This is a genomic window from Alloiococcus otitis ATCC 51267 (genome assembly GCF_000315445.1).
In the GTDB taxonomy this organism is placed as follows: domain Bacteria; phylum Bacillota; class Bacilli; order Lactobacillales; family Carnobacteriaceae_A; genus Alloiococcus; species Alloiococcus otitis.
Map to the genome: position 1 here is coordinate 47,842 of NZ_JH992962.1, position 20,019 is coordinate 67,860.

Genomic DNA, 20,019 nt, shown 5'->3' on the forward strand with positions numbered 1-20,019 from the left:
CTGCTTACATAGAATCATTTCAAGGAAATGCAATCTAGCTTAAAGCTTGGCCTGGTCGATTTCACCTTTGAGGACCAGGTTGATGATATGGGCCACCCCGTCTTGGCTGTTGGACTTGGTTTGGTATTTGGCAACAGCCTTGGCCTCAGGCACAGCATTTGCCATGGCTGTCCCGTAATCCGCCCAGTCTAGCATGGATAAGTCATTGATGTTGTCGCCAATAGTTAGGACTTCTGAAGGCTTGTAGCCCTTCAGCTTAGCATATTCACTGACCGCTTGCCCCTTGCTGGCGCGGATGTGGTTAATTTCCATGTTTTTACGGCTTGAGGCAGTAATGGATATATTGTCTATTTCTTTTTCTAATCGTTTTTGAACTTTTTCTAACTTGTTAGATCCAGATGTCGAAAAAACAGCGATTTTCAAGATGATTTGGTCATCATCTTCTAAAAGAGTGTTATATGACTCGACAAAGTTAATCCGGTTTTGGTCAACCATGTCGGTAATGTAAGACCGGATGGCTTCCTCATCAATGTCCTGGTTGATATCGGTAAAGGTGTCGAAGGCATGGTCGATGAAGGCCTGCTTGTCATTGGTATAAGGGCCGTCAAAGGTAATAAGTTCATAGTAAATAGGGGTTTGGTCAAAAATCTCCATCATCTTTCGGACATCATCCTTGGCCAGGCCTCTAACATATTGGAGCTCTTGCTGGTCATTGTAATAGGTGGCCCCATTTTGTCCGATAAAGGGGCAGGTAATGCCCTTTTCTTCAGCCATGGTGTAGCCTGACTTGAAAGACCGGCCTGTCGCGATAACAAAGTCAATCCCCGCTGCTTGGGCATCTTTAATGGCGGCTACATTGGCGGCAGAGAGCCCAACTTGTTCATTGAGTAGGGTTCCGTCCATGTCTGAAACAATTAGTTTAATCATATGCCTATCTCCTTTATAGCTTTCTGTTTGTATATTATCAGAAAAGCAAGACCAATACGACGATTAACATAAAAATGACCTAAAACTAACAGGTCTTGGCCAGAGAGGAAAAGACTCCTTTAATATAACGAATGTTGCACAGCTAAGAAAAAGACTTTTTTGGCCTTGGTCTATTCCAGACTTCTCAGTGCTATCTTGGGAAGGACCAGGGCGAAAAGGCATCAGCTGCCCCCTGGTTAATCCAACTGTCTCGTCTTCAGCAAGGACCAGGGGCAAAACTTGTCGCCCGGCGACTGAGCCTTTACAATAGAGAAGAAAAGAGGGATGTTATGACAATTCCAATTCACAATGAATGGGAGCCGGTTTTAGACCGGGCTAGCCAAACTGAAAGTTACCAGCAATTAAGAGAATTTTTGAAAAAAGAATACTTTAACCACCAAGTCTATCCTGCCATGGAAGACTTGTGGAATGCCTTTGACCTGACTGACTATGATGAGGTCAAGGCTGTGATCCTGGGCCAAGATCCCTATCACGGGCCCAACCAGGCTCATGGACTGGCCTTTTCCGTCAAACCTGGCCAGGAGCTTCCTCCGTCATTACAAAATATCTATAAGGAACTCCAAGATGACTTGGGTTGTTCTATCCCCAACCATGGCTGCCTCAATGCCTGGGCCAAGGAGGGGGTCTTGCTCCTCAATACTGTTTTAACTGTCCGGGCCCACCAGGCTCATTCCCACCGGGGTAAGGGCTGGGAAGACTTGACCGACCAGGTGATCCAGGCCCTCAACCAACGGGACAAGCCCCTGGTTTTTATCCTTTGGGGGAGGGCAGCCCGAAATAAGAAAAACATGATTGACACCAGCAAGCATGGGGTAGTCGAAAGCCCCCACCCCAGCCCCTTATCAGCTTACCGCGGCTTTTTTGGGTCCCGGCCCTTTTCTAAAACCAACCAATTTTTACAAGACCATGGCCAAACCCCCATTAACTGGCAAATCCCAGACCAGCCAGTTGATTAAAGGGTCTGCTTAGTTATCCAACAGAATTTACTGTCATTTTTTTAAAATTTTGTTAAAATAAAAGTATCAAATGGAAACTTACGGAGGGATAGATTTGGAAATTATTGAAAGCTTGAAAGATAAGGTCAAGGGTAAAGGCGTTCGCATTGTCTTCCCAGAAGCCCTTGACGAACGGATTTTGCAAGCGGTAGTTAGGCTTAAAAAAGAAGGCCTCATTACCCCAATTCTCTTGGGAAACCCTAACCAAGTAAATGCAAAAGCTAAGGAATTTGGCTTCAACATTGATGGTTTGACTATCTTGGACCCAGAAAATTATGACGAATTCGACGACTTGGTAGCGTCTTTTGTGGAAAGACGAAAAGGAAAAGCCACAGAAGAAGATGCCAAAAAAATCCTAAAAGATGTCAACTACTTCGGCACCATGCTCGTTTACACAGACCGGGCAGATGGCTTGGTTTCTGGTGCGGTCCACTCTACAGGGGACACGGTCAGACCGGCCTTGCAAATTATCAAGACCAAAGAAGGGGTTAGCCGGACATCTGGTGCCTTCTTGATGCTGAGAGGTCGAGGCCAAGAGCGTTACATCTTTGCGGACTGTGCGATTAACCCAGACCCAGACAAGGATGTCTTAGCAGAAATTGCCATTGAAAGTGCTAAGACTGCTAAAATGTTTGACATCGACCCGAAAGTTGCCCTCTTAAGTTTCTCTACCAAGGGATCTGCTGGTGGTGACCAGGTTGACAAGGTGGCCCAAGCCAGTGAAATCGTCAAAGAAAAAGACCCAGACCTGGCAGTTGATGGGGAACTTCAATTTGATGCAGCCTTTGTCAATACCGTTGCCAAACAAAAAGCACCTGACTCTGATGTAGCAGGTGAAGCCAATGTATTTGTCTTCCCAGAACTTCAATCTGGCAATATTGGCTACAAGATTGCCCAACGCTTCGGTAACTTTGAAGCGATTGGCCCAGTCTTGCAAGGTTTGAACAAGCCTATTTCAGACCTGTCTCGCGGATGCAGTAGTGAGGATGTTTACAACTTATCCTTGGTTACCGCAACCCAAGCCATTGCAGAAGATTAAGCCAATCAAAAAGACCAGTCCGGTTCATGATGAACTGGGCTGGTTTTTTTACTTAGACTAGTTATTGCAGGCTTATGAAAAATACCGTCTGCCTTGCTGGATAATCGACTTGGGTGAAAGGACTTGGAAGATGGCAGTGTTGACGGTCAAACCAAGGGCGATGGCACCAGCAATAATAAAGGTATCGATGAAGTAACCAGTGGCCAAGAAGTATTCCCCGGTGACAAAGGACCGCATGGCATTGTAAGCCGATCCACCAGGGACGATGGGGATAATGGCAGGAATAGAAAAGACGGTCACGGGCAGGCCATACTTACGGGCTGCTAACTGGCTGGAGAGGGCGATGACTAGGGAGGCTAGGCCTGCTCCAACGAAGAGTTCGGACCCAAAAATGTTGATTAAGAGATAGTAGGGGGCCCAACCCACTGCCCCGATAATAGCATTGGCCAGCAAGACGCGTCGGGGTACATTGTATAAGATGGCAAAGCCCAAAGAGGCAATACCAGCTGCAATCATGGTGGTTAAAATATTATTGTACATCTTCGTTCCCTCCTATATGACTGACAAGATTAAGGCGATGCCGATTCCGATGGCCGCAGCTGTCATGGCTGCCTTGGACAGGCCTCCCACCCCAGCTAGGAGGTGACCGGCCATTAGGTCACGTAATCCGTTGGTGATGGCTACCCCAGGCACCAGGGTCATGACGGAACTTAAGATAATCACGTCGCGGTTAACCCCTAGCCCTAAAGAAACAGCCAGGGATGCAAGGAGTCCGACAATGGAGGCAGCGATGAGTTCAGCAAAGAAAGAGACATTGGTGATTTGGGAAACATACTCAAAGACCGCCTGGGCAATCCCGCCTAAGACAAAGGCGATGGGGACACTAATAAAGGGTCCGTCAAATAAGAGGACAAAGGCACCGGTTCCCATGGCTGAGAAGAAGATAGATGTCAGTGGTTTGTACTCATTAACATCGAGCTGCATGCGGTAGAGCATGACCCGGACTTCATTCGCTGACTTGGGATTTTTAGATAAGTCACGCGACAATTGGTTAATCATGGAAATCATTTCTAAGTTGGTTTCCCGGTCACTAACTCGGGCTAGCTGGGTCACCTCATCGTCAAATTGGTCGCTTGCGGTGACAATAATGGCTGTAGGCACCACAAAGACACTGACATCATTGATGCCCAGACTCATTCCGATCCGGTAGATGGTATCCTCCACCCGGTAGGTCTCTGCCCCATTGGAAAGCATCAACCGGCCTACTTCAACACAAACACTGACGGATTCCTTTAGGTCGTTTTGAATTGTTGTCACTTCACTACCTCCTTGTGGAAAGTCTATTCGATTATAAAGCAAAAGAATGGCCTTTTACAGGGGTAAGTGTTTTCAATTATAAAAAAATATTAACTTTATGTAAAAGTCCTAAGAAGCTAGCTGGGATATGTGGTCAGTCAAAGGACTACTTGCTTTTAGGGCCAGCAATTGCATTTTTCTTTCCATTCAAGGTATGATAGGGGAAAGCATTTGGGTAAGGAGATTGTATATGGTAAATTTCGGGTCACTTTTAAGGCAAGAACCAGGCTGGCAAGGCCTTCAAGCTAGGCTTGGAAGCCTTTTGGCAAAGTTTTTTGGACAGGCAAACCAGGCGAGTAAGCAAGCCGGACTAGTTGGCTTACTAAAAGAGAAAGAGGCTAAGGAATGAAAGACCAAGAAAGCAAGCCGAAAAAAATTATTATCCTGGTTGGACCCAGTGGAAGTGGGAAAACCACCCTGGGCCGGGACTTGTCCGACAAAGGTTATAAAAAATTAGTTACCACAACCACCCGCAAGCCCAGACCGGGGGAAGTGGATGGCAGGGACTACTATTTTAGGGATGAGGCCGACCTTGAACCTAGCGACTTTGTCGAGCAAACGACCTACAACAACCATACTTACGGCCTGACCAAGGCGGAAATTGAGGCCTCCTTAAAGCAGTTTGATGTTGTCCATGTGTCTTTAGACCGCAATGGGGCCCAGGCCCTGAAAGAACTGTGGCCCAAGGAGTCAGTGGTTATTTTTATTGCTATATCGGAAGAAGTCATGGCTGAGCGGATGCTAAAGCGGGGAGAGAGCCAGGACTTGGTCGACCAAAGGCTGGACTATTGCCGGCGGACGGGGGAGCTAGAGCCACCAAGTCTTGCAGACTATGTGCTTGAAAACCAAGACCTAAAGGAGTCCTTGACCCGTATCCAAGCCATTATCGAAAAAGAAATTTAAGCAAGTTTGTCTCTTCCTTTCAAATTACATAAAAGACTGGCTAGGATGGTCCTAGCCAGTCTCTTGCTAGCTCTAAATTTAGGCTTGGTCGAAGTTGGAAGAGGCCAAGCTTTCAGGTATATCAATACCAGAGGCATTGTAATTTTCTCCGTTCATAATAGAATTTTTCACAATAACATAGTCGACTTTACGGATGGCTTCCAGGTCCTTGCCACCTGCATAAGAGATGGAGGACTGGAGGTCTTCTTTCATTTCGGCCAGGGTATCGGCAATATCCCCCTTATAAGGGACCAACATTTTCTTGCCTTCGACATTTTTACGTTGGCCTTTTTGAGTGGCAGACGCACTGCCGAAGTATTCCTTGTAAAGAGACCCGTCGATTTTAATCAGGTCACCAGGCGACTGGTCGTGGCCGGAGAACATGGACCCGATCATGACCATGCTGGCCCCAAAGCGGATGGACTTGGCAATGTCACCATTAGTCCGGACCCCACCGTCTGCAATGAGGGGCTTGCGGGCCACCTTGGAGCAGGTGGAGACGGCTGAAAGTTGCCAGCCACCGGTCCCAAAGCCTGTCTTGAGTTTGGTGGTGCAGACCTTGCCCGGACCGATGCCGACCTTGGTAGCGTCAGCCCCGGCGTTTTCCAATTCCCGGACTGCCTCAGGGGTGCCGACATTCCCAGCGATTAAAAAGCTATCAGGCAGGTGTTTTTTAACCTGTTGGATCATTTGGATGACCATGTCAGAGTGTCCGTGGGCGACATCGATGGTAATGTATTCCGGCAGGTCTTGGTCTTTTGCCAGTTGTTCAACAAAGTCATACTCCCCAGGCTTAACTCCCAGGCTGATGGAGGCAAAAAGCCCTTGGTCATGCATACGACGGATAAAAGGCTGGCGACTGTCTTCATCAAACCTGTGCATGACATAGAAAAAGCCATTTGCAGCTAGCCAAGAAGCCAGGCTTTCGTCGATAACGGTTTGCATATTGGCTGGGACGACCGGTAATTTAAAACGGCGGCCCCCCAACTCGACACTGGTGTCACATTCCGACCGACTTTTGACAATGGACTTGGCAGGTATGAGTTGGATATCTTCGTAGTCAAAAACTTTCATATTGGTATGAAACGCTCCTTATGGTTTTTGAGTTCAAGCGAAAACCGCATGCTTCAAGCTAAAGCATACGGCAGGTTGATTTCTTTCCCCTGTAAATCATACGCAATATACTGGCTAAAGTCAAAGGCAAGCTGGACTTTGTTTTTAATTAATTCCTTATGCTGGTCTGGACTTTGGACTTTGGACTTGAATACAATCAATCCAAATAAAGAAGTTTTGGAGTTGAAACTGGACAATAAATCAAAATAGGGAAGTTTTGGAGTTGAAACTGGACAATAAATAAAAATAAGGAAGTTTTGGAGTTAAAACTGGACAATAAATCAAAATAAGGAAGTTTTGAAGCTAAAACTGGACAATAAATTCAAATAGGGAAGTTTTGCAGTTGAAAGGCGACAATGGGCTAGCCAGCTCGGTCTTACTGAACCTGCATGAGAATCGGGGAGCTCAGAATCATTCATCTTTACGAAAAGCTTGACCCTTAAAACCTGTCTTCCTCTGGAAAAAGAAAAAGCCCACCTTATAACGCATGATGCTATATTGTGGGATTTACACATAGATTTGGACTTGACTATGGGGTGACTTAAATTCCAGGTAAATTTTTTTAAGAAGGCATGATATTTTGCCCTAAGTCCTGTAAAATAGGTGGGTATTCTATTGGAAAGAGTGAGTGTATGTCGCGAAAAAAATCCAGCTTTTGGACTTCCAGAAACACGGCCCTAGCTGCCATTATTTTTGCTATACCCTTTATTGTCTTGGCCTTCCTCTTGGCCTATAACCAGCCTAGCCTCAGTCAAATAGACTATAATATTGGCAATTACCTCCATCAGTTCCGATCTCCAGACCGGACCAAGGTCATCATTGGCCTGACTACTATTGGGGACGGCTGGTCGCAAACAGTCCTGACCCTGGTTATCAGCCTCCTCCTCTTTGCCCTTAAAGAATTTAAGGCAGGAATCTGGTATCTCTTCACCATGCTTGTTGGGGCTCAGTTATTGAACTCTTATATCAAAGACCTTTTTGCAAGGACCCGGCCAGACTACATTAACCACCTGGTATTTGAAAATTCCTATGCCTTCCCGAGTGGCCACGCCATGGGGACCATGATCCTCTTTGCCGGCCTAGCCTTTTTAGTCTACCGGCTATACCGGGCCCACCACCCCGTCTTTAAGGGATTGGTAGTCGTCCTTTGCCTTAGCTTGACCCTTTCTATTGGCTTAAGTCGGATCTATTTGGGGGTCCACTATCCTTCCGATGTCCTAGCCGGTTGGTCCTTGGGTGCTGGCTTTCTTTTCCTATCTATCGCTGCTTTTGGTCTTTGGGCTACCGATTAAAAGCCCACTGTTAAAATTTCAAACTAAAAGCCCCTGTCCGGATTCCCTTCTAGCATGCGGACGGGGGCCTTTTTAAGGTTCTATAATTTTTAGGGTTGGTGGGATGGGATTGGCCCACCAATCCTCTTTTTTAATTAAATAGGGTGGTCATTAAAAAAGTGACCACACCAAAGCAAATGGCGGTTAGGCCCATCCCCCTGATATCTTTGACCAACAAGGATAGGATGCCCAAAATAAGGGCCAGGTAACCAGCCTGGGTGTTTTGCAGGCCCAGACCCAGTAAACCTGCTATAAGGGCCAACCAGCCGAGTATCATCCAGATATATTTCATCCTCTCACCCCTTTTGTTTTCCTTCAAGTTTAGTATACATGGAGTCCCAGCAGATGAAAAGGGCTTCATAACAAAACTTTATAAGTCAGCTTGCCTGCCTTGTCCTTTCTTAGCGGGCCAGCTAGGTGATACAATAAGAGGGAGGAGGAAGATGTCCATGCAAACCCTAGTCATTGTATCCCATCCAGAAATTGAAGCTTCTAATAGCCAGCAGTTCTTAAAAGAAGCGGTCGCAAACCAGGAGGGGGTTAGCTACCACCACCTGGAGTCCGCCTATCCTGATGGTCAGATTGACATTAAAGCTGAGCAAAACTTGCTGAAAGACTTTGACCGGATTATCTTCCAGTTCCCTTTCTATTGGTATTCTGCCCCTTCTATGCTCAAAAAATGGATAGACGAGGTGATGGAAGAAGGGGTCACCTTTGGGACAGGGGGAAATTTACTAGAGGGGAAAGACTTAGGCCTGGTTCTTGTGATTGGGGTAGCCGAAAAAGAATACCAAGTCGGTGGCCGGGAGCACTTTACCATCAGTCAATTGACCACCCCCTACCAGGCTCTGGCTAATAAGTTAGGCATGACCTTTCTCACACCCTTGTCCATCTTCCAGTTCTACTACTTATCGGATAAAGAGCAAAAGATACTCTTGGTCGACTACCTCCAATACCTTACTTTAAAAGACTTCTCCTCCCTTCATTCCAGGGCCCATTGGTTTATGGACCAGCTGGACAAGCTTGAAGGCCGGGTCAGTGAGGAAGCTGATAAATTTAGTCTCCAATCCATTCAAGATTTTATTGAAGACAACCAACTTGAACTCGATGAAATGCAATTGCACTTAGACAAATAGAAGCAGGCAAGGAGGTCTTAACCATGTCCGACCAAGTGACCTGGTATTTAAAGCAATTAGATGAATTAATCGAAAAAAGTCAAGACTACAAGGAAAAAGCCATCCTGGAAGGGACCAAAGACCTGATCCTGGACCAAGTCCACCGTCGCCAGCAAAATGAAGGTGAATTGGACGGTTCTCTTTGGTCCCCAGGAGAGTGGGGTTAAGTTTAAGGACCACCTTGCGACCTCATTAGACTAGTGCTGGCTACCAGACAAATGGGGTTAAGTCAGCCAGGCTTTCAGTCCCTGTTGACCGGTAAGTCACTAAAAATTGAATAGCTTGCTAAAGCTTTGTGTGGCCCAGCTGGATGTTAGCTGGGCTTTTTTGGATAGTTTTTGGGGCTTGCTTTAAGGGAAAAGTCTGCTAGGATAGAGGTATGAAGAAAAGGTATTGTTAAAGAAATTCTTATATACAAGACCTTGTAAGGGTTTAATCAAAAATTGGTATAGAAGAGGTGTCCAAGTTTGGAACACATAGATATGATGATAAAAGACCGCTTTCCCACTGAGGCTGATGTCATTACGGAACTCATCAACCTCCAGGCCATCCAGCAATTGCCCAAGGGGACTGAAATGTACATCAGTGATATACACGGCGAATTTGAAGCCTTTGACCATATTTTGCGGATCGGGTCGGGGAATGTAAAAGAGAAAATTATTGACCTTTTTGGCCAATCCTACGATGAAGACAAGGTCAACAAACTGGCCTTGTTTGTGGCCTACCCGGAATATGCCTTGGACCATGTCCGGCAAAAAGACCTGGAGGATAAGGACCAAGTCCGGAAATTGATCGAAGACTTGATCGGTGTCTTGCGTTTTGCCTCAGCCAAGTATACCCGGTCCAAGGTGCGGAAGGCCCTGCCAGCTGCCTACCGCTACGTGATTGAGGAACTCTTGTATGCCGACTACTCCCTTCCCCATAAGCAAGCCTATGCCTACCAAATTATGGACCAGATTATGACCGTTGGGAAGTTGGAAGACTTCCTCAAACAACTGTCTTTCACCATCCAAGACCTGGTTATTGACCATATCCATATTGTAGGTGATATTTTTGACCGGGGCCCGGATGCTGACAAGGTGATGGACCGGATTATGGCCCTCCCCTCTGTTGATATCCAGTGGGGCAACCATGACATGATTTGGATTGGGGCTTACCTAGGGTCCTTGCCCTGTCTTTTGACCCTACTCCGGATCGCCGCCCGGTATAATTACCTATTTGATATCGAGCGGTCTTATGGGATCAACCTCCGTCCTTTGTTCTCCTTTGCTAAGAAATACTACCAGGCCAACCCTGTTTTTACTCCTAAGGGTTTGACCGACAAGGAGAAGGCTGAGGGAACGACTGAGATGGAGCAAGTCCACCAGGCACTGGCTATTATTCAATTTAAGCTGGAAGAGCAAGTTATCCACCGCCGGCCAGAATTTGACATGGGCCACCGTTTGTTACTGGAAAATATTGACTTCCAAAATGAGACTGTCCAGGTTGAAGGCCAGACTTACCCCATGGTGGGGTCCTGCTTCCAAACAGTTGACCCGGCCCATCCCAATGCCTTGACCTCGGATGAAGAAGAAGTGGTCGGGGAGTTGATTTACTCCTTCCAAAACTCCGAAAAAATGAAAAGACACATGGACTTTTTATTGAGCAAGGGGTCCAATTACCTCATTTACAACAAGCACCTCCTCTTCCATGCTTGCCTGCCCCTAGAAGACAATGGCGACTTCATGGCCTTTCAGATAGGTGGTCAGTCTTACCAAGGACGGGCCTTGCTGGACTTTTTCGATGACAAGATCCAAGAGGCAGGCCAAGACAAAAACTCTTACACTGACCTAGCAACTGACTTGATTTGGTACCTTTGGTGTGGGCCTAAGTCCCCTCTTTTTGGCAAAAGTAAGATGACAACCTTTGAAAGATACTTTATTGAAGACAAGGCTACCCACAAGGAAGAAAAAAATGCCTACTTCAAGCTGAGAGACCGGGAAGAAATAGTAGACCAAGTCTTAAAAGAGTTTGGTTTAACGGATGAAATTTCGGCTGTCATTAATGGTCACACCCCAGTTAAGGTAAGAAAGGGGGAAGACCCTATTAAGGTGGACCGCAAGTTGTTTGTCATTGACGGAGGCCTCTCCAAGGCTTACCAGGGGTCGACTGGGATTGCCGGCTACTCCCTCTTGAATAACTCTTTTGGCTTTCAAGTTGTGACCCACCAGACCTTCACCTCAGTCCAGGACTTATTTAACCGGGGTAGTGACGGCTCTTATGTCAAACGGGTCATTGAAAGTGAGTTGGACCGGGTCAAAATTGCCGGGACCACCATTGGCAGTGACATCCAAAAGCAAATTGACGGCCTCCAAGCCCACTTAAAAAAATTTTATTAAAAATCAGTCTCTAGCAGGAGTTCCTAAGCCAGGGCATTTGCTATGATTCCTTTAGTAAAAACAACCAAAGTGCTGGAATAAGGGAAAGTAAAGGAGGCAGCAAGATGGATGTCAAATGGAAAGGGCTAGTTACTTTCGGTCTAGCTACAATGAGTCTTGCCCTAACAGGGCTGACAGTTCGGGCCCAAGGTGAAATTGACACCAGTGTGGTCGATGAAGCTTGGGGTAAGCCTACTTATGTTTATGGGGGAGGCCTGACTTCAGGCCAGGTAGAGGAAACAGCTGACTTGCTGGGGATCGACAACCGGGACAATGTCAATGAAAGTTCAGTTGAAGGTCAAGACCTGCAAAAATACCTCAAGCAAGGGGTGGGGTCGACCTCCAGTATGATTTCGTCAGTCTTGGTCCAACGCCAAGCTGAGAACACCGGGGTAGAGGTCAATATTGTCACGCCAGACAATATCACCCGGATTTCCGACTACCAGTATGCCAATGCCGCCATCACTGCTGGTGTAGAGGATGCCCAAATTATGGTGGCAGCCATCCGCCCAGTGACCGGTGAAAGTGCTCTAACCGGTGTCTACAAGGCTTTTGAACTGAATGGCGAAGACCTAGAAGGAGACCGGATGGAAGTGGCCCAGGAAGAGTTGGAAACGACCGAGCAAATTTCAAAGGGCCTGGACCAAGCAGACCAGGCTAAGTTAAACCAGGCCATAGCCGATATTAAGCGAGACTTGGCTGAACTCAAGGACCGGGTGGATGGTCTTCCAAGCCAGGAAGATATCCAAGAAATCGTCAACCAAGCCTTGGCCAACCATAATTTAAGCCAAGTTGTCAGTCCAGAACAAGTGGACCAATTAATTGTCTTGTTTGTCAAATACCAAGAAACCTCGGCCATTGATTCTAACCAAGTCCTCCAGCAACTAGAACGTTACAGTCAGGATTTGAAAGCCAAGGCCGGCGACCTCATTGAAGAAGCTGAAAACCGAGGCATTTTTGATGCCATCAGAGACTTTTTTAGACAATTGTGGCAGGCCTTGCAGGACCTCTTTAATTAGAAAGTAATTTAGCCAAAAAAGGACCAGGCTAGCTAAGTGTGCTAGCCTGGTCCTTTATCATGGCCTTATTTAAATTCTTTAAAGTAGGAGGTGGGGTCTTGGTCGGCTAGGTCCCGGAGCTTGTTCCGGCTTTCTTCTGGGAGTGACCCACCAAAGTCCATAAATTCTACTAGGTCTTTGAAGGCTTTGTGGGGAATAGCCAAGTCATCCAACTTGTCTAGGTCAAGGCTAAGATCAATGTTTTCTTCTTGGCCAGCTTCTAGCTTGTTGACGAAGTCGGGTTCAGTGACAAAGGCTGATGATAGGCCAACCATATCAGCATTTTTCAAGGCTTGGAGAGCCTTATCTGGGGTGTTAATGCCACCAGTGGCAATAACGGGGACCCGGCCGTCTATATAGTCGTGGACGACCTTGTTGACGTATTGGCCCTGGTGCTGGTCTGCCCGAACCTTGTTGAGGTAGATGTCATGGCCCCATGAGGCGATGGCATAGTAGTGGATAGTTGAGACTTCCTGCATGAGGTCAAAATATTGGTTGAATTCGTCCACTGTATAGCCAATTTGATTGCCCCGGGTTTCCTCTGGAGTTCCTCGGAAACCTAAAATAAAGTCTTTTTTACCAGACTGGTCAATAACCTTCTGGACGGCCGCCATAACTTCCACCCCAAACCGAGCTCGGTTCTCGACAGATTGGGATCCGTATTCGTCGTCCCGTTGGTTGGAGAACTTGGAGAAGAATTGTTGGGGGAGGAGGCGTTGGGCATTGGAGATTTCTACCCCATCAAAGCCTGCTTCAATTGCCCGCCTGGTTGCTTGGGCGTACTGGTTAATGACATGGTCAATCTTCCGCTTAGACATGGCTAAAACATCGTGTTCAACCGGAGTTTTTAAATGCATGTAGCTGGGCCCATAGACCACCCCATAATCTTTTAAGGCGATTTTAGCAAAGCGACCAGCATGGGTTAATTGCAAGATGGCCTTGGCACCGTCTTTCTTCATGGCTTCAGCCAGCTTGGACAGGCCGTAGACAAAGGAGTCGTCTCGGACACTGGGGCCGTATTCGAAGAGCTGGGCATAGTCTTCAATATAGGCTGCTGTGGTTACTTGGAGGGGGGCCGACTTGCTGCGGCGTTTGGCATAAGCAGTTTCTTCCTCCGTCACATAGCCCTCTTTGGAAGAAGCATTGGTGGTGATGGGGTTGAGGGAAAAACGATTAGTTAACTTGACGCCATTTGGGAGTTCAATGGCTTGGAACAAGGGGTCATATTTGCTTTTATTTTTTTGAGTCATGCTATTCCTCCTAGTTGATTTCGTCCATGTTCACTATAACACATATTTTATAAAATAAAGAATAGGACCAGAGACTTGGATCGCCTTAGGTTAGTAAAGAAGTCAAGCATTTGTTATAATATTAACAGATTAAGCAAGCCTTGCCCTGACTGGCTTCAAGCAAGAGTCAGCTTGTGTGGGGGAGGCATGCGCTAAGGGCCTAAGAGTTTTAAGATAGTTCACAAAATCATGGACTAGCCTTTTCAGTAGCTGAACCAGCCCAGTGTAAAATTAGGCTCAATGGAACAAAATTGTACTTATAACCAGTTGATACAGACTTTTAAGGAGCAAAATGATGGAAGATGCTGTCCTAGCTGATAAATTAGATGGCTTAATCGCTGCTTTAGCCAAAGAAAACCCGGTCTTAGAGTCCAAGTTCTCAACCTACCCTCACCGGGACTTGGCAGACAAGTTTCAACTTTACCGGGCTTTTTGCAATGAACGCCAGCCCAGATCGGTCAGTGATCAATTTGTCCAAGAAGAAGCTGAGGTTCTAGGAGAAGTGGCCAAGCGTAAGGGCAAGGTTGGCCTAGAGGATATAAAAAAAGCTGGTGGCCAACTAGATGACCAAGTCTATTTATGGCAGGGGGATATTACCCGCCTGTCCTTGGATGGGATCGTCAATGCAGCCAACAGCTATCTGTTGGGTTGCACCCTGGCCAACCACAACTGTATTGATAATGCCATCCATACCCAATCAGGGGTCCGGCTCAGACTGGCCTGCTATGACTTGATGCTAGACCAAGGACGCAAGGAAGCAGCAGGCAAGGCCAAGATCACCCCAGCTTTTAACTTGCCCAGTAAGGCTGTCCTCCACACAGTGGGCCCTTATATTGACCAAAGGGGAGTTACTCCCTTAAAAGAAAGACTCTTAGCCAGTTCTTACCGGACTTGCCTAGAAGTGGCTGAGGCCAACCAGCTGAAAGAACTGGCTTTCTGCTCGATTTCAACCGGGGAATTCAACTATCCCAAAGACCAGGCCGCTCAGCTAGCCAGCCAGGTAGTCAAAGATTACTTGGCTGAAAGTGCTAGTGAGATAAATATTGTATTCAACGTCTTTCAAGATGAAGATGCCAAGCTCTACCGAGATATTTGGCAATAAAGTGAACAAAGAGGAGATGGACCAAGTGACAGAAACAGGTATTTGGACAGGCTTAGACCAGGCGAGTAGCCAGGCCAGCCAATTAGGCCAGCTAATTGACCAGGCAGATGCTATCCTGGTCGGAGCTGGCGCTGGCTTGTCAGCGGCTGCCGGCTTTACCTATTCGGGCGACCGCTTTACCCAGGCCTTTCCCGATTTTATCGCTAAGTATAACTTCTTTGACATGCTCCAGGCCTTCCTCGATGACTATGAAGACTTGAGAGAATATTGGGCCTTCCAAAGTCGCTTTGCCTTGCTCAATTATTTTGACCAGGCAGTTGGCCAGGCCTATTTAGATTTAAAAGACATCTTAGAAGGCAAGGACTACCATGTGCTGACCACCAATGCTGACAATGCTTTTGAGGCAGGGGGGTTTGATATGGACAAGGTTTTCCGCATCCAGGGGGAATACGGCTTGTGGCAGTGCAGTCGTTTTTGCCACCAACAGACCTACCAGGATGAAGCCTTGACCCGGCAAATGGTGGACCAACAAGAAGACATGAAGGTGCCAGAAGACCTCATTCCTTATTGCCCTAAATGCGGGGCTCCCTTAGAAGTTAATAAACGGGATGCAGTCCACGGCATGGTGGAAGACTCAAACTGGCACCAACAGGAAGAGCGTTACCGTGCCTTTTTGAAGGACCACCAGGAGGGGAAAATTGTATACTTAGAGATCGGCGTGGGGGTCACTACACCCCAATTTATCCGGAAACCCTTCCAAGATTTGACCAGCCAGAACCCCCAAGCCCTCTATGTGACCATGAACCAGAGACCTTACCGGATAAGTCCAAAAGTCAGGGAACAGGCTGTCCGGATTACCGATGATATTAGTCAAGTCTTGCACACGATTTCCAATAGATAGGAGTTAGATGAATGTATTTAATTGAACCAATCCGCAATGGGGAATGGGTTTATGACCAAGGCACGGCCATGGCGATCCAGGCTTACATCCGGGATGAAGTTTTCTTAGGGGAGGACATCATCTTCCCTTACCTGGTCAACCCTTCCATCCAGCTTGGTGTCAACCAAAATGCTTATGAGGAGGTTAACCAGCCCTTTATGGACGAAAACGATATCGGACTGGTCAGACGTGACACTGGTGGCGGCGCTATTTACCTAGACGACCGGAATATGAGTTATTGCTACTTGATTAGTACGGATAATGCCAATGATGTTTACGGCAACTTCAAAAAATTGTATGACCCCATTATCCGGGTGTTGAAAAACATGGGTGTGGAAGGCTTAGAACAAAAAGGTCGAAATGACTTAACCTTAAATGGACGGAAAATTTCTGGGGCTGCCATGACTGTGGTCCACGGCCGGATTTATGCGGGTTATTCGCTTTTGATTGACCCCAATTATGAGGTAATGGACATTGCCCTCAACCCCAACAGTAAAAAGATTTCTTCTCACGGGGTTAAGTCGGTCCGGTCCCGGGTCGGCACCCTTCGTGATGCGCTGGATGACAAGTACAAGGATATTACCGTTTGGGAATTTTCCGATGAAATCCTCAAGGAACTCTTGGAAGTTGACGACTTGGACCAGGCCAAACGTTATGAACTGACCGAAGAGGACTGGGCGGCCATTGATAAAATAGCTGCTGACCACTACAACAACTGGGATTGGAACTACGGCCACTTCCGGGAGTTCGAGTACCAAGTGGATGAACGCTTTGAAGGGGTCGGGACCCTCCACATCGGGTTAGAAATTAAACATGCTCGAATTGACGATATTCAAATTAACGGGGACTTTTTCAGTGTGGAACCCAAAGAAAAATTGGAAGAAGTCTTTAAGGGAGTTCGCCTGGACAAGACTGCCCTCCATCAAGTCCTCGATGAGGTCGATGTTAGCCAGTATATCAATAATATGGATCAAGACACTTTGATAAACTTTATTTTAGAAATCCCACAAGATAAGGACTAAAGAAAGGATTTAGGAGGATCGTATGGTTGACTTAGGTATCTTAGACTATGCACAAATCAATGAAGGGAAAACTCCCAGCCAGGCCTTGGAAGAGACGGTCAGCTTGGCCCGATACAGTGAAGAATTAGGCTATAAACGTTTCTGGGTAGCTGAGCACCACAATGTTCCCGCCTTTGCTTCATCCTCCCCAGAAGTGATCATGATGCATCTCTTGGACAAGACCAGGGAAATCCGGATCGGGTCAGGTGGGGTTATGTTGCCCCACTACTCCCCGCTTAAGGTAGCTGAAAACTTTAAGATCTTAGAAGCCTTTCACCCAGGCCGGGTTGATCTGGGAGTAGGGAACACAGAAGGGACAAAACTAGTATATGACGCCTTAAATGAACGGAAAACGGTCGACTTTGATTATGAAGCGGCCATCAAAGACATCCAAGGTTACCTAACAAGCTTGCCGGAAGACCACCGTCACAAACGGGTCACTGCTAATCCTAATATCGACCGGGCACCTCAAATGTGGGTTCTCTCTTCTAGTGTCAAAAGTGCTCGGATGGCGGCCCGGCTCGGCTTGGGCTACGCATTTGGCATTTTCCCTTATCCAAGAAATAACCGGATGGAAGTCGGCAAGGAAGCCTGCCAGGTTTACCGGGAAGAGTTCCAACCCTCAGCCTTCCTCAAAGAGCCCCAGGTGACCGTAGCTCCCTTCCTTACTGTGGCAGAGGACCAGGACTTGGCCCTAGCCTATGCGGAAGCCTTGGACTTGTGGTTGCTTGGTAAGGACAATTTTGGTGACCTAGACCACTTCCCTTCAGTGAAAACAGCCCGCCAATATGACTACTCTAAAGGAGAAGCCAAGATTGTAGAACGTAACCGGACCCGGATGGTAGTTGGGGAGGTTAATGAAGTAGCTGACCAGCTCCAAGACATTGCCCAGACCATGCAGGCAGATGAACTCCTCTTAATCCCCCTCATGCCATCTATCGAAGCTCGGAAAGAAGCCCTTAAACTCCTAGCTGATAAATTTATTTCTTAATTTGATCTGAAACAAAAAGCCCTGGACCAGGCTGAGCTTGGTCCAGGGCTTTTAGAGTGAGGAGTGGGAGGTTGTAGTTGGAGTTTCAGGACAAGTCTTCTCCTTTTAATAAGGCTAAGATGGCTAGGTTAAGGGTAAAAATTGAGGGCCAGCTTTTGCTAAATATTTATAGACTTTATTCCCGTTAGGCATGGCATATCTTGTGTTTCGATTTGATTTTAAAGGCAAATTAATTCGAACACAATCTGCTCCGTCAGTCGCGGTATCATGCCAATTCCCATAGCAAAAATAGTAACAATCGACAAAAAATATAAGCTTGTGAAATTCATGTGTTTTAATCACGGGATGGCTAACTTAAACTTGAAATCTACAATCTTGAATTTGAATTAAATTTCGAATACAATGTTGATGAGGCAAGTGAATTTCTCCTTTCTTAAGTTGTGGTGACTATATTGTCAGGGGAATTCACTTGTTTTTCTATACATAAAAGAAAAAAGGGCTAAAACATCAAATAAAAAATGACGCTGGTGAATCCCTCACCAACGTCAAATGTTGTAGAACCATATTAATTTAATCAGTCAGGTTGACGATGAAGTATTTTTTCTTGCCCCGGCGGACCACAATAAACCGGTTGTCGAAAGAATCTGCCTGACTAATAGTGTAATTTCTATCCTGGATGCGCTGGCCTCTGATGGTGATGGCCCCATTGTCCAAGAATTCCCGGGCTTGGCGGCGAGACTGGACAATACCAGTGATATCAACTAAGAATTCAACAATATCGTGTTCGCCTCTTGGTGCTGTTGAAGTCGGCACGTCTTGCAAACCACTAGCCACTTGGTCAGCTGATAAGTCGGCAATGTCGCCTGAGAAGAGGGCCTGGCTAATTTCTTGGGCTTCTTCAAGGGCCTGGTCGCCGTGAACAAACCGGGTCATGTCTTCAGCCAAGGCTTTTTGGGCCTTGCGTAAGTGGGGCTCTTTTTCTAGACTTTCCTGGAGTTCTTGAATTTCTTCCTGGTCAAAGAAGGTAAAGTATTTCAAGTATTTGATAACATCCTCGTCCCTTTGGTTGAGCCAAAATTGGTAGAATTCATAAGGGCTGGTCTTGTCCGGGTCTAACCAAACTGCCCCGCCCTCAGTTTTCCCGAATTTAGTCCCGTCAGCCTTGAGCAGGAGAGGTATCGTCAAACCAAAGGCCTTGGCTTCTGGCCCTTCTTTTTTACGGATAAGGTCTAGACCAGCTGTGATATTGCCCCATTGGTCGGCTCCTCCCACTTGCAATTGGACCCCTTCGTGTTGGTAGAGGTGGAGGAAGTCGATGGATTGGATGATTTGGTAGCTAAATTCGGCGAAAGAAATGCCGGCTTCCAAACGATTGGCTACAATATCTTTTGCTAGCATGGTGTTGATGTTAAATTCTTTTCCGTAGTCCCTTAAAAAGTCTAAGAAAGACAAGGGGCCCAACCAATCGGCATTATTGGCTAACCGGATACCAGATTGGTCCTGGCCAGCTTGAAAGAGGTCTTTCATTTGCCCGCTGAGTTTTTCAACATTACGTTGGACTTGGTCTTTGCTTTGGAGTTGGCGTTCCGACTTTTTGCCACTGGGGTCGCCAATGGATCCGGTTCCGCCACCAATTAAGACAACTGGTTTGTGGCCAGCTTTTTGGAAACGTTTAAGGATGATAAAGGGGATGAGGTGGCCGATATGCATGCTGTCGCCAGTTGGGTCCACCCCACAGTAGAGGGCGATGGACTGGTTTTCGACCAATTCTCTTAAGCCTTCTGCATCCGTTTGTTGGTTAATGGCTCCCCGCCATTCTAGTTCGTCGATAATATTCATTTACTTTCCTCCCAATTTTTTTGAAGATGTTTACTTTAATATCCTAAATGAGGTATAAAAAAAGCCCGCTAACAAGTTTCAAATTACTTGCTAGGGACGGTCAAGGGCCGTGGTACCACCCAGGTTTAGGTTATAGCAACCATGCTCAAAGTGCTAACGCTATCTAGCGCTTATGCCCAATTAAAAAGGTGTAATTCATTGAAGGGGCTCGCGCAATTCTCACCACCATTGCGTCTCTAAACAAGCTTAGCTTCAACTACTGGGCCTTGGCATAATGATATATGGACTTAGTATAGGTGGAAGCAAGAGCCTTGTCAAGGCTCAAGCAAAGGCTAGGAGCTTATTCGTGAGATAATTTACATAAAATTAACCAATAAGTTAAGC

Annotated in this window: 19 protein-coding genes; 12 read left to right on the forward strand and 7 right to left on the reverse strand. The window is 46.7% G+C overall.

What is annotated here, in order from left to right; genetic code table 11:
- Positions 1-39: 39 nt before the first annotated feature.
- Positions 40-927 carry a Cof-type HAD-IIB family hydrolase gene (locus tag HMPREF9698_RS07885; protein WP_003779089.1) on the reverse strand — a complete coding sequence of 296 codons (888 nt, stop codon included), beginning with the start codon at positions 925-927 and terminating at the stop codon, positions 40-42.
- 329 nt (positions 928-1,256) lie between these two features.
- Here HMPREF9698_RS07885 and HMPREF9698_RS07890 point away from each other — a divergent pair, with 329 nt between their 5' ends.
- Together HMPREF9698_RS07890 and pta are read left to right on the forward strand one after the other, a co-directional pair.
- Positions 1,257-1,943, forward strand: a complete 687-nt coding sequence (locus HMPREF9698_RS07890; RefSeq protein ID WP_003779091.1) for a uracil-DNA glycosylase — start codon at positions 1,257-1,259, stop codon at positions 1,941-1,943.
- Between the two features lie 94 nt (positions 1,944-2,037).
- Entirely contained in the window at positions 2,038-3,021 is a 984-nt protein-coding gene (gene pta / locus HMPREF9698_RS07895) for a phosphate acetyltransferase (RefSeq protein ID WP_003779093.1), read from the forward strand.
- 72 nt (positions 3,022-3,093) lie between these two features.
- On the opposite strand, the gene HMPREF9698_RS07900 is transcribed toward pta, so the two are convergent.
- A complete protein-coding gene (locus HMPREF9698_RS07900) occupies positions 3,094-3,561 on the reverse strand; it encodes a threonine/serine exporter family protein (protein ID WP_003779094.1) in 468 nt (155 codons plus the stop codon).
- Between the two features lie 12 nt (positions 3,562-3,573).
- Positions 3,574-4,338, reverse strand: a complete 765-nt coding sequence (locus HMPREF9698_RS07905; RefSeq protein ID WP_003779097.1) for a threonine/serine exporter family protein — start codon at positions 4,336-4,338, stop codon at positions 3,574-3,576.
- Between the two features lie 384 nt (positions 4,339-4,722).
- Between HMPREF9698_RS07905 and HMPREF9698_RS07910 the strand changes: the two genes are divergently transcribed.
- Complete coding sequence (locus HMPREF9698_RS07910; protein WP_003779101.1) at positions 4,723-5,280, forward strand: guanylate kinase; 558 nt, start codon at positions 4,723-4,725, stop codon at positions 5,278-5,280.
- Positions 5,281-5,358: 78 nt separating this feature from the next.
- On the opposite strand, the gene HMPREF9698_RS07915 is transcribed toward HMPREF9698_RS07910, so the two are convergent.
- A complete protein-coding gene (locus HMPREF9698_RS07915; RefSeq protein ID WP_003779104.1) occupies positions 5,359-6,393 on the reverse strand; it encodes a GMP reductase in 1,035 nt (344 codons plus the stop codon).
- Between the two features lie 671 nt (positions 6,394-7,064).
- Here HMPREF9698_RS07915 and HMPREF9698_RS07925 point away from each other — a divergent pair.
- Positions 7,065-7,724 (forward strand): phosphatase PAP2 family protein, encoded by a 660-nt coding sequence (locus tag HMPREF9698_RS07925; RefSeq protein ID WP_003779105.1) that lies wholly within the window; start codon positions 7,065-7,067, stop codon positions 7,722-7,724.
- A gap of 130 nt (positions 7,725-7,854) precedes the next feature.
- Here the strand turns inward: HMPREF9698_RS07925 and HMPREF9698_RS07930 are convergent, their stop codons facing one another.
- A complete protein-coding gene (locus HMPREF9698_RS07930) occupies positions 7,855-8,055 on the reverse strand; it encodes a hypothetical protein (protein WP_003779107.1) in 201 nt (66 codons plus the stop codon).
- 157 nt (positions 8,056-8,212) lie between these two features.
- On the opposite strand from HMPREF9698_RS07930, the gene HMPREF9698_RS07935 reads away from it, so the two are divergent.
- The 4 genes from HMPREF9698_RS07935 to HMPREF9698_RS07950 all read left to right on the forward strand — a co-directional run bounded on the left by HMPREF9698_RS07935 (position 8,213) and on the right by HMPREF9698_RS07950 (position 12,374).
- Positions 8,213-8,899, forward strand: coding sequence for an NAD(P)H-dependent oxidoreductase (locus tag HMPREF9698_RS07935; protein WP_003779109.1), 687 nt, complete (start codon positions 8,213-8,215; stop codon positions 8,897-8,899).
- A gap of 23 nt (positions 8,900-8,922) precedes the next feature.
- On the forward strand, positions 8,923-9,105 hold the full coding sequence (locus tag HMPREF9698_RS07940) for a hypothetical protein (RefSeq protein WP_003779111.1): 183 nt from the start codon (positions 8,923-8,925) through the stop codon (positions 9,103-9,105).
- A gap of 315 nt (positions 9,106-9,420) precedes the next feature.
- Positions 9,421-11,316 carry a fructose-1,6-bisphosphatase gene (locus tag HMPREF9698_RS07945; RefSeq protein ID WP_003779114.1) on the forward strand — a complete coding sequence of 632 codons (1,896 nt, stop codon included), beginning with the start codon at positions 9,421-9,423 and terminating at the stop codon, positions 11,314-11,316.
- Between the two features lie 104 nt (positions 11,317-11,420).
- Complete coding sequence (locus HMPREF9698_RS07950; RefSeq protein WP_003779116.1) at positions 11,421-12,374, forward strand: DUF1002 domain-containing protein; 954 nt, start codon at positions 11,421-11,423, stop codon at positions 12,372-12,374.
- 65 nt (positions 12,375-12,439) lie between these two features.
- Here the strand turns inward: HMPREF9698_RS07950 and HMPREF9698_RS07955 are convergent, their stop codons facing one another.
- Positions 12,440-13,663: an NADH-dependent flavin oxidoreductase gene (locus HMPREF9698_RS07955; RefSeq protein ID WP_003779118.1), complete on the reverse strand. Its 1,224-nt coding sequence runs from the start codon at positions 13,661-13,663 to the stop codon at positions 12,440-12,442.
- Between the two features lie 334 nt (positions 13,664-13,997).
- On the opposite strand from HMPREF9698_RS07955, the gene HMPREF9698_RS07960 reads away from it, so the two are divergent.
- From HMPREF9698_RS07960 to HMPREF9698_RS07975, 4 genes are read left to right on the forward strand one after another with little or no spacing between them, the layout of a single operon-like run.
- Positions 13,998-14,804, forward strand: a complete 807-nt coding sequence (locus HMPREF9698_RS07960; RefSeq protein WP_003779119.1) for a protein-ADP-ribose hydrolase — start codon at positions 13,998-14,000, stop codon at positions 14,802-14,804.
- 16 nt (positions 14,805-14,820) lie between these two features.
- Positions 14,821-15,705, forward strand: coding sequence for an SIR2 family NAD-dependent protein deacylase (locus tag HMPREF9698_RS07965; RefSeq protein WP_040292859.1), 885 nt, complete (start codon positions 14,821-14,823; stop codon positions 15,703-15,705).
- A gap of 11 nt (positions 15,706-15,716) precedes the next feature.
- The gene (gene lplA / locus HMPREF9698_RS07970) at positions 15,717-16,766 is read left to right on the forward strand and encodes a lipoate--protein ligase (RefSeq protein ID WP_003779123.1); all 1,050 of its coding nucleotides are present in this window, start codon (positions 15,717-15,719) and stop codon (positions 16,764-16,766) included.
- 22 nt (positions 16,767-16,788) lie between these two features.
- Positions 16,789-17,796 (forward strand): LLM class flavin-dependent oxidoreductase, encoded by a 1,008-nt coding sequence (locus HMPREF9698_RS07975; RefSeq protein ID WP_003779126.1) that lies wholly within the window; start codon positions 16,789-16,791, stop codon positions 17,794-17,796.
- Positions 17,797-18,366: 570 nt separating this feature from the next.
- On the opposite strand, the gene tyrS is transcribed toward HMPREF9698_RS07975, so the two are convergent.
- Positions 18,367-19,635: a tyrosine--tRNA ligase gene (gene tyrS / locus HMPREF9698_RS07980; RefSeq protein WP_003779128.1), complete on the reverse strand. Its 1,269-nt coding sequence runs from the start codon at positions 19,633-19,635 to the stop codon at positions 18,367-18,369.
- Positions 19,636-20,019 lie beyond the last annotated feature (384 nt).

What these genes read in the sequence shown, in the direction of transcription:
- HMPREF9698_RS07945 (WP_003779114.1), top strand. Translation starts at nt 9,421, where the DNA reads ATGATGATAAAAGACCGCTTTCCCACTGAGGCTGATGTCATTACGGAA.
- HMPREF9698_RS07915 (WP_003779104.1), bottom strand. Translation starts at nt 6,393, where the DNA reads ATGAAAGTTTTTGACTACGAAGATATCCAACTCATACCTGCCAAGTCC.
- lplA (WP_003779123.1), top strand. Translation starts at nt 15,717, where the DNA reads ATGTATTTAATTGAACCAATCCGCAATGGGGAATGGGTTTATGACCAA.
- HMPREF9698_RS07950 (WP_003779116.1), top strand. Translation starts at nt 11,421, where the DNA reads ATGGATGTCAAATGGAAAGGGCTAGTTACTTTCGGTCTAGCTACAATG.
- HMPREF9698_RS07935 (WP_003779109.1), top strand. Translation starts at nt 8,213, where the DNA reads ATGCAAACCCTAGTCATTGTATCCCATCCAGAAATTGAAGCTTCTAAT.
- HMPREF9698_RS07975 (WP_003779126.1), top strand. Translation starts at nt 16,789, where the DNA reads ATGGTTGACTTAGGTATCTTAGACTATGCACAAATCAATGAAGGGAAA.
- HMPREF9698_RS07940 (WP_003779111.1), top strand. Translation starts at nt 8,923, where the DNA reads ATGTCCGACCAAGTGACCTGGTATTTAAAGCAATTAGATGAATTAATC.
- HMPREF9698_RS07910 (WP_003779101.1), top strand. Translation starts at nt 4,723, where the DNA reads ATGAAAGACCAAGAAAGCAAGCCGAAAAAAATTATTATCCTGGTTGGA.
- HMPREF9698_RS07925 (WP_003779105.1), top strand. Translation starts at nt 7,065, where the DNA reads ATGTCGCGAAAAAAATCCAGCTTTTGGACTTCCAGAAACACGGCCCTA.
- tyrS (WP_003779128.1), bottom strand. Translation starts at nt 19,635, where the DNA reads ATGAATATTATCGACGAACTAGAATGGCGGGGAGCCATTAACCAACAA.
- HMPREF9698_RS07900 (WP_003779094.1), bottom strand. Translation starts at nt 3,561, where the DNA reads ATGTACAATAATATTTTAACCACCATGATTGCAGCTGGTATTGCCTCT.
- HMPREF9698_RS07965 (WP_040292859.1), top strand. Translation starts at nt 14,821, where the DNA reads ATGGACCAAGTGACAGAAACAGGTATTTGGACAGGCTTAGACCAGGCG.
- HMPREF9698_RS07930 (WP_003779107.1), bottom strand. Translation starts at nt 8,055, where the DNA reads ATGAAATATATCTGGATGATACTCGGCTGGTTGGCCCTTATAGCAGGT.
- HMPREF9698_RS07960 (WP_003779119.1), top strand. Translation starts at nt 13,998, where the DNA reads ATGGAAGATGCTGTCCTAGCTGATAAATTAGATGGCTTAATCGCTGCT.
- HMPREF9698_RS07955 (WP_003779118.1), bottom strand. Translation starts at nt 13,663, where the DNA reads ATGACTCAAAAAAATAAAAGCAAATATGACCCCTTGTTCCAAGCCATT.
- HMPREF9698_RS07885 (WP_003779089.1), bottom strand. Translation starts at nt 927, where the DNA reads ATGATTAAACTAATTGTTTCAGACATGGACGGAACCCTACTCAATGAA.
- HMPREF9698_RS07890 (WP_003779091.1), top strand. Translation starts at nt 1,257, where the DNA reads ATGACAATTCCAATTCACAATGAATGGGAGCCGGTTTTAGACCGGGCT.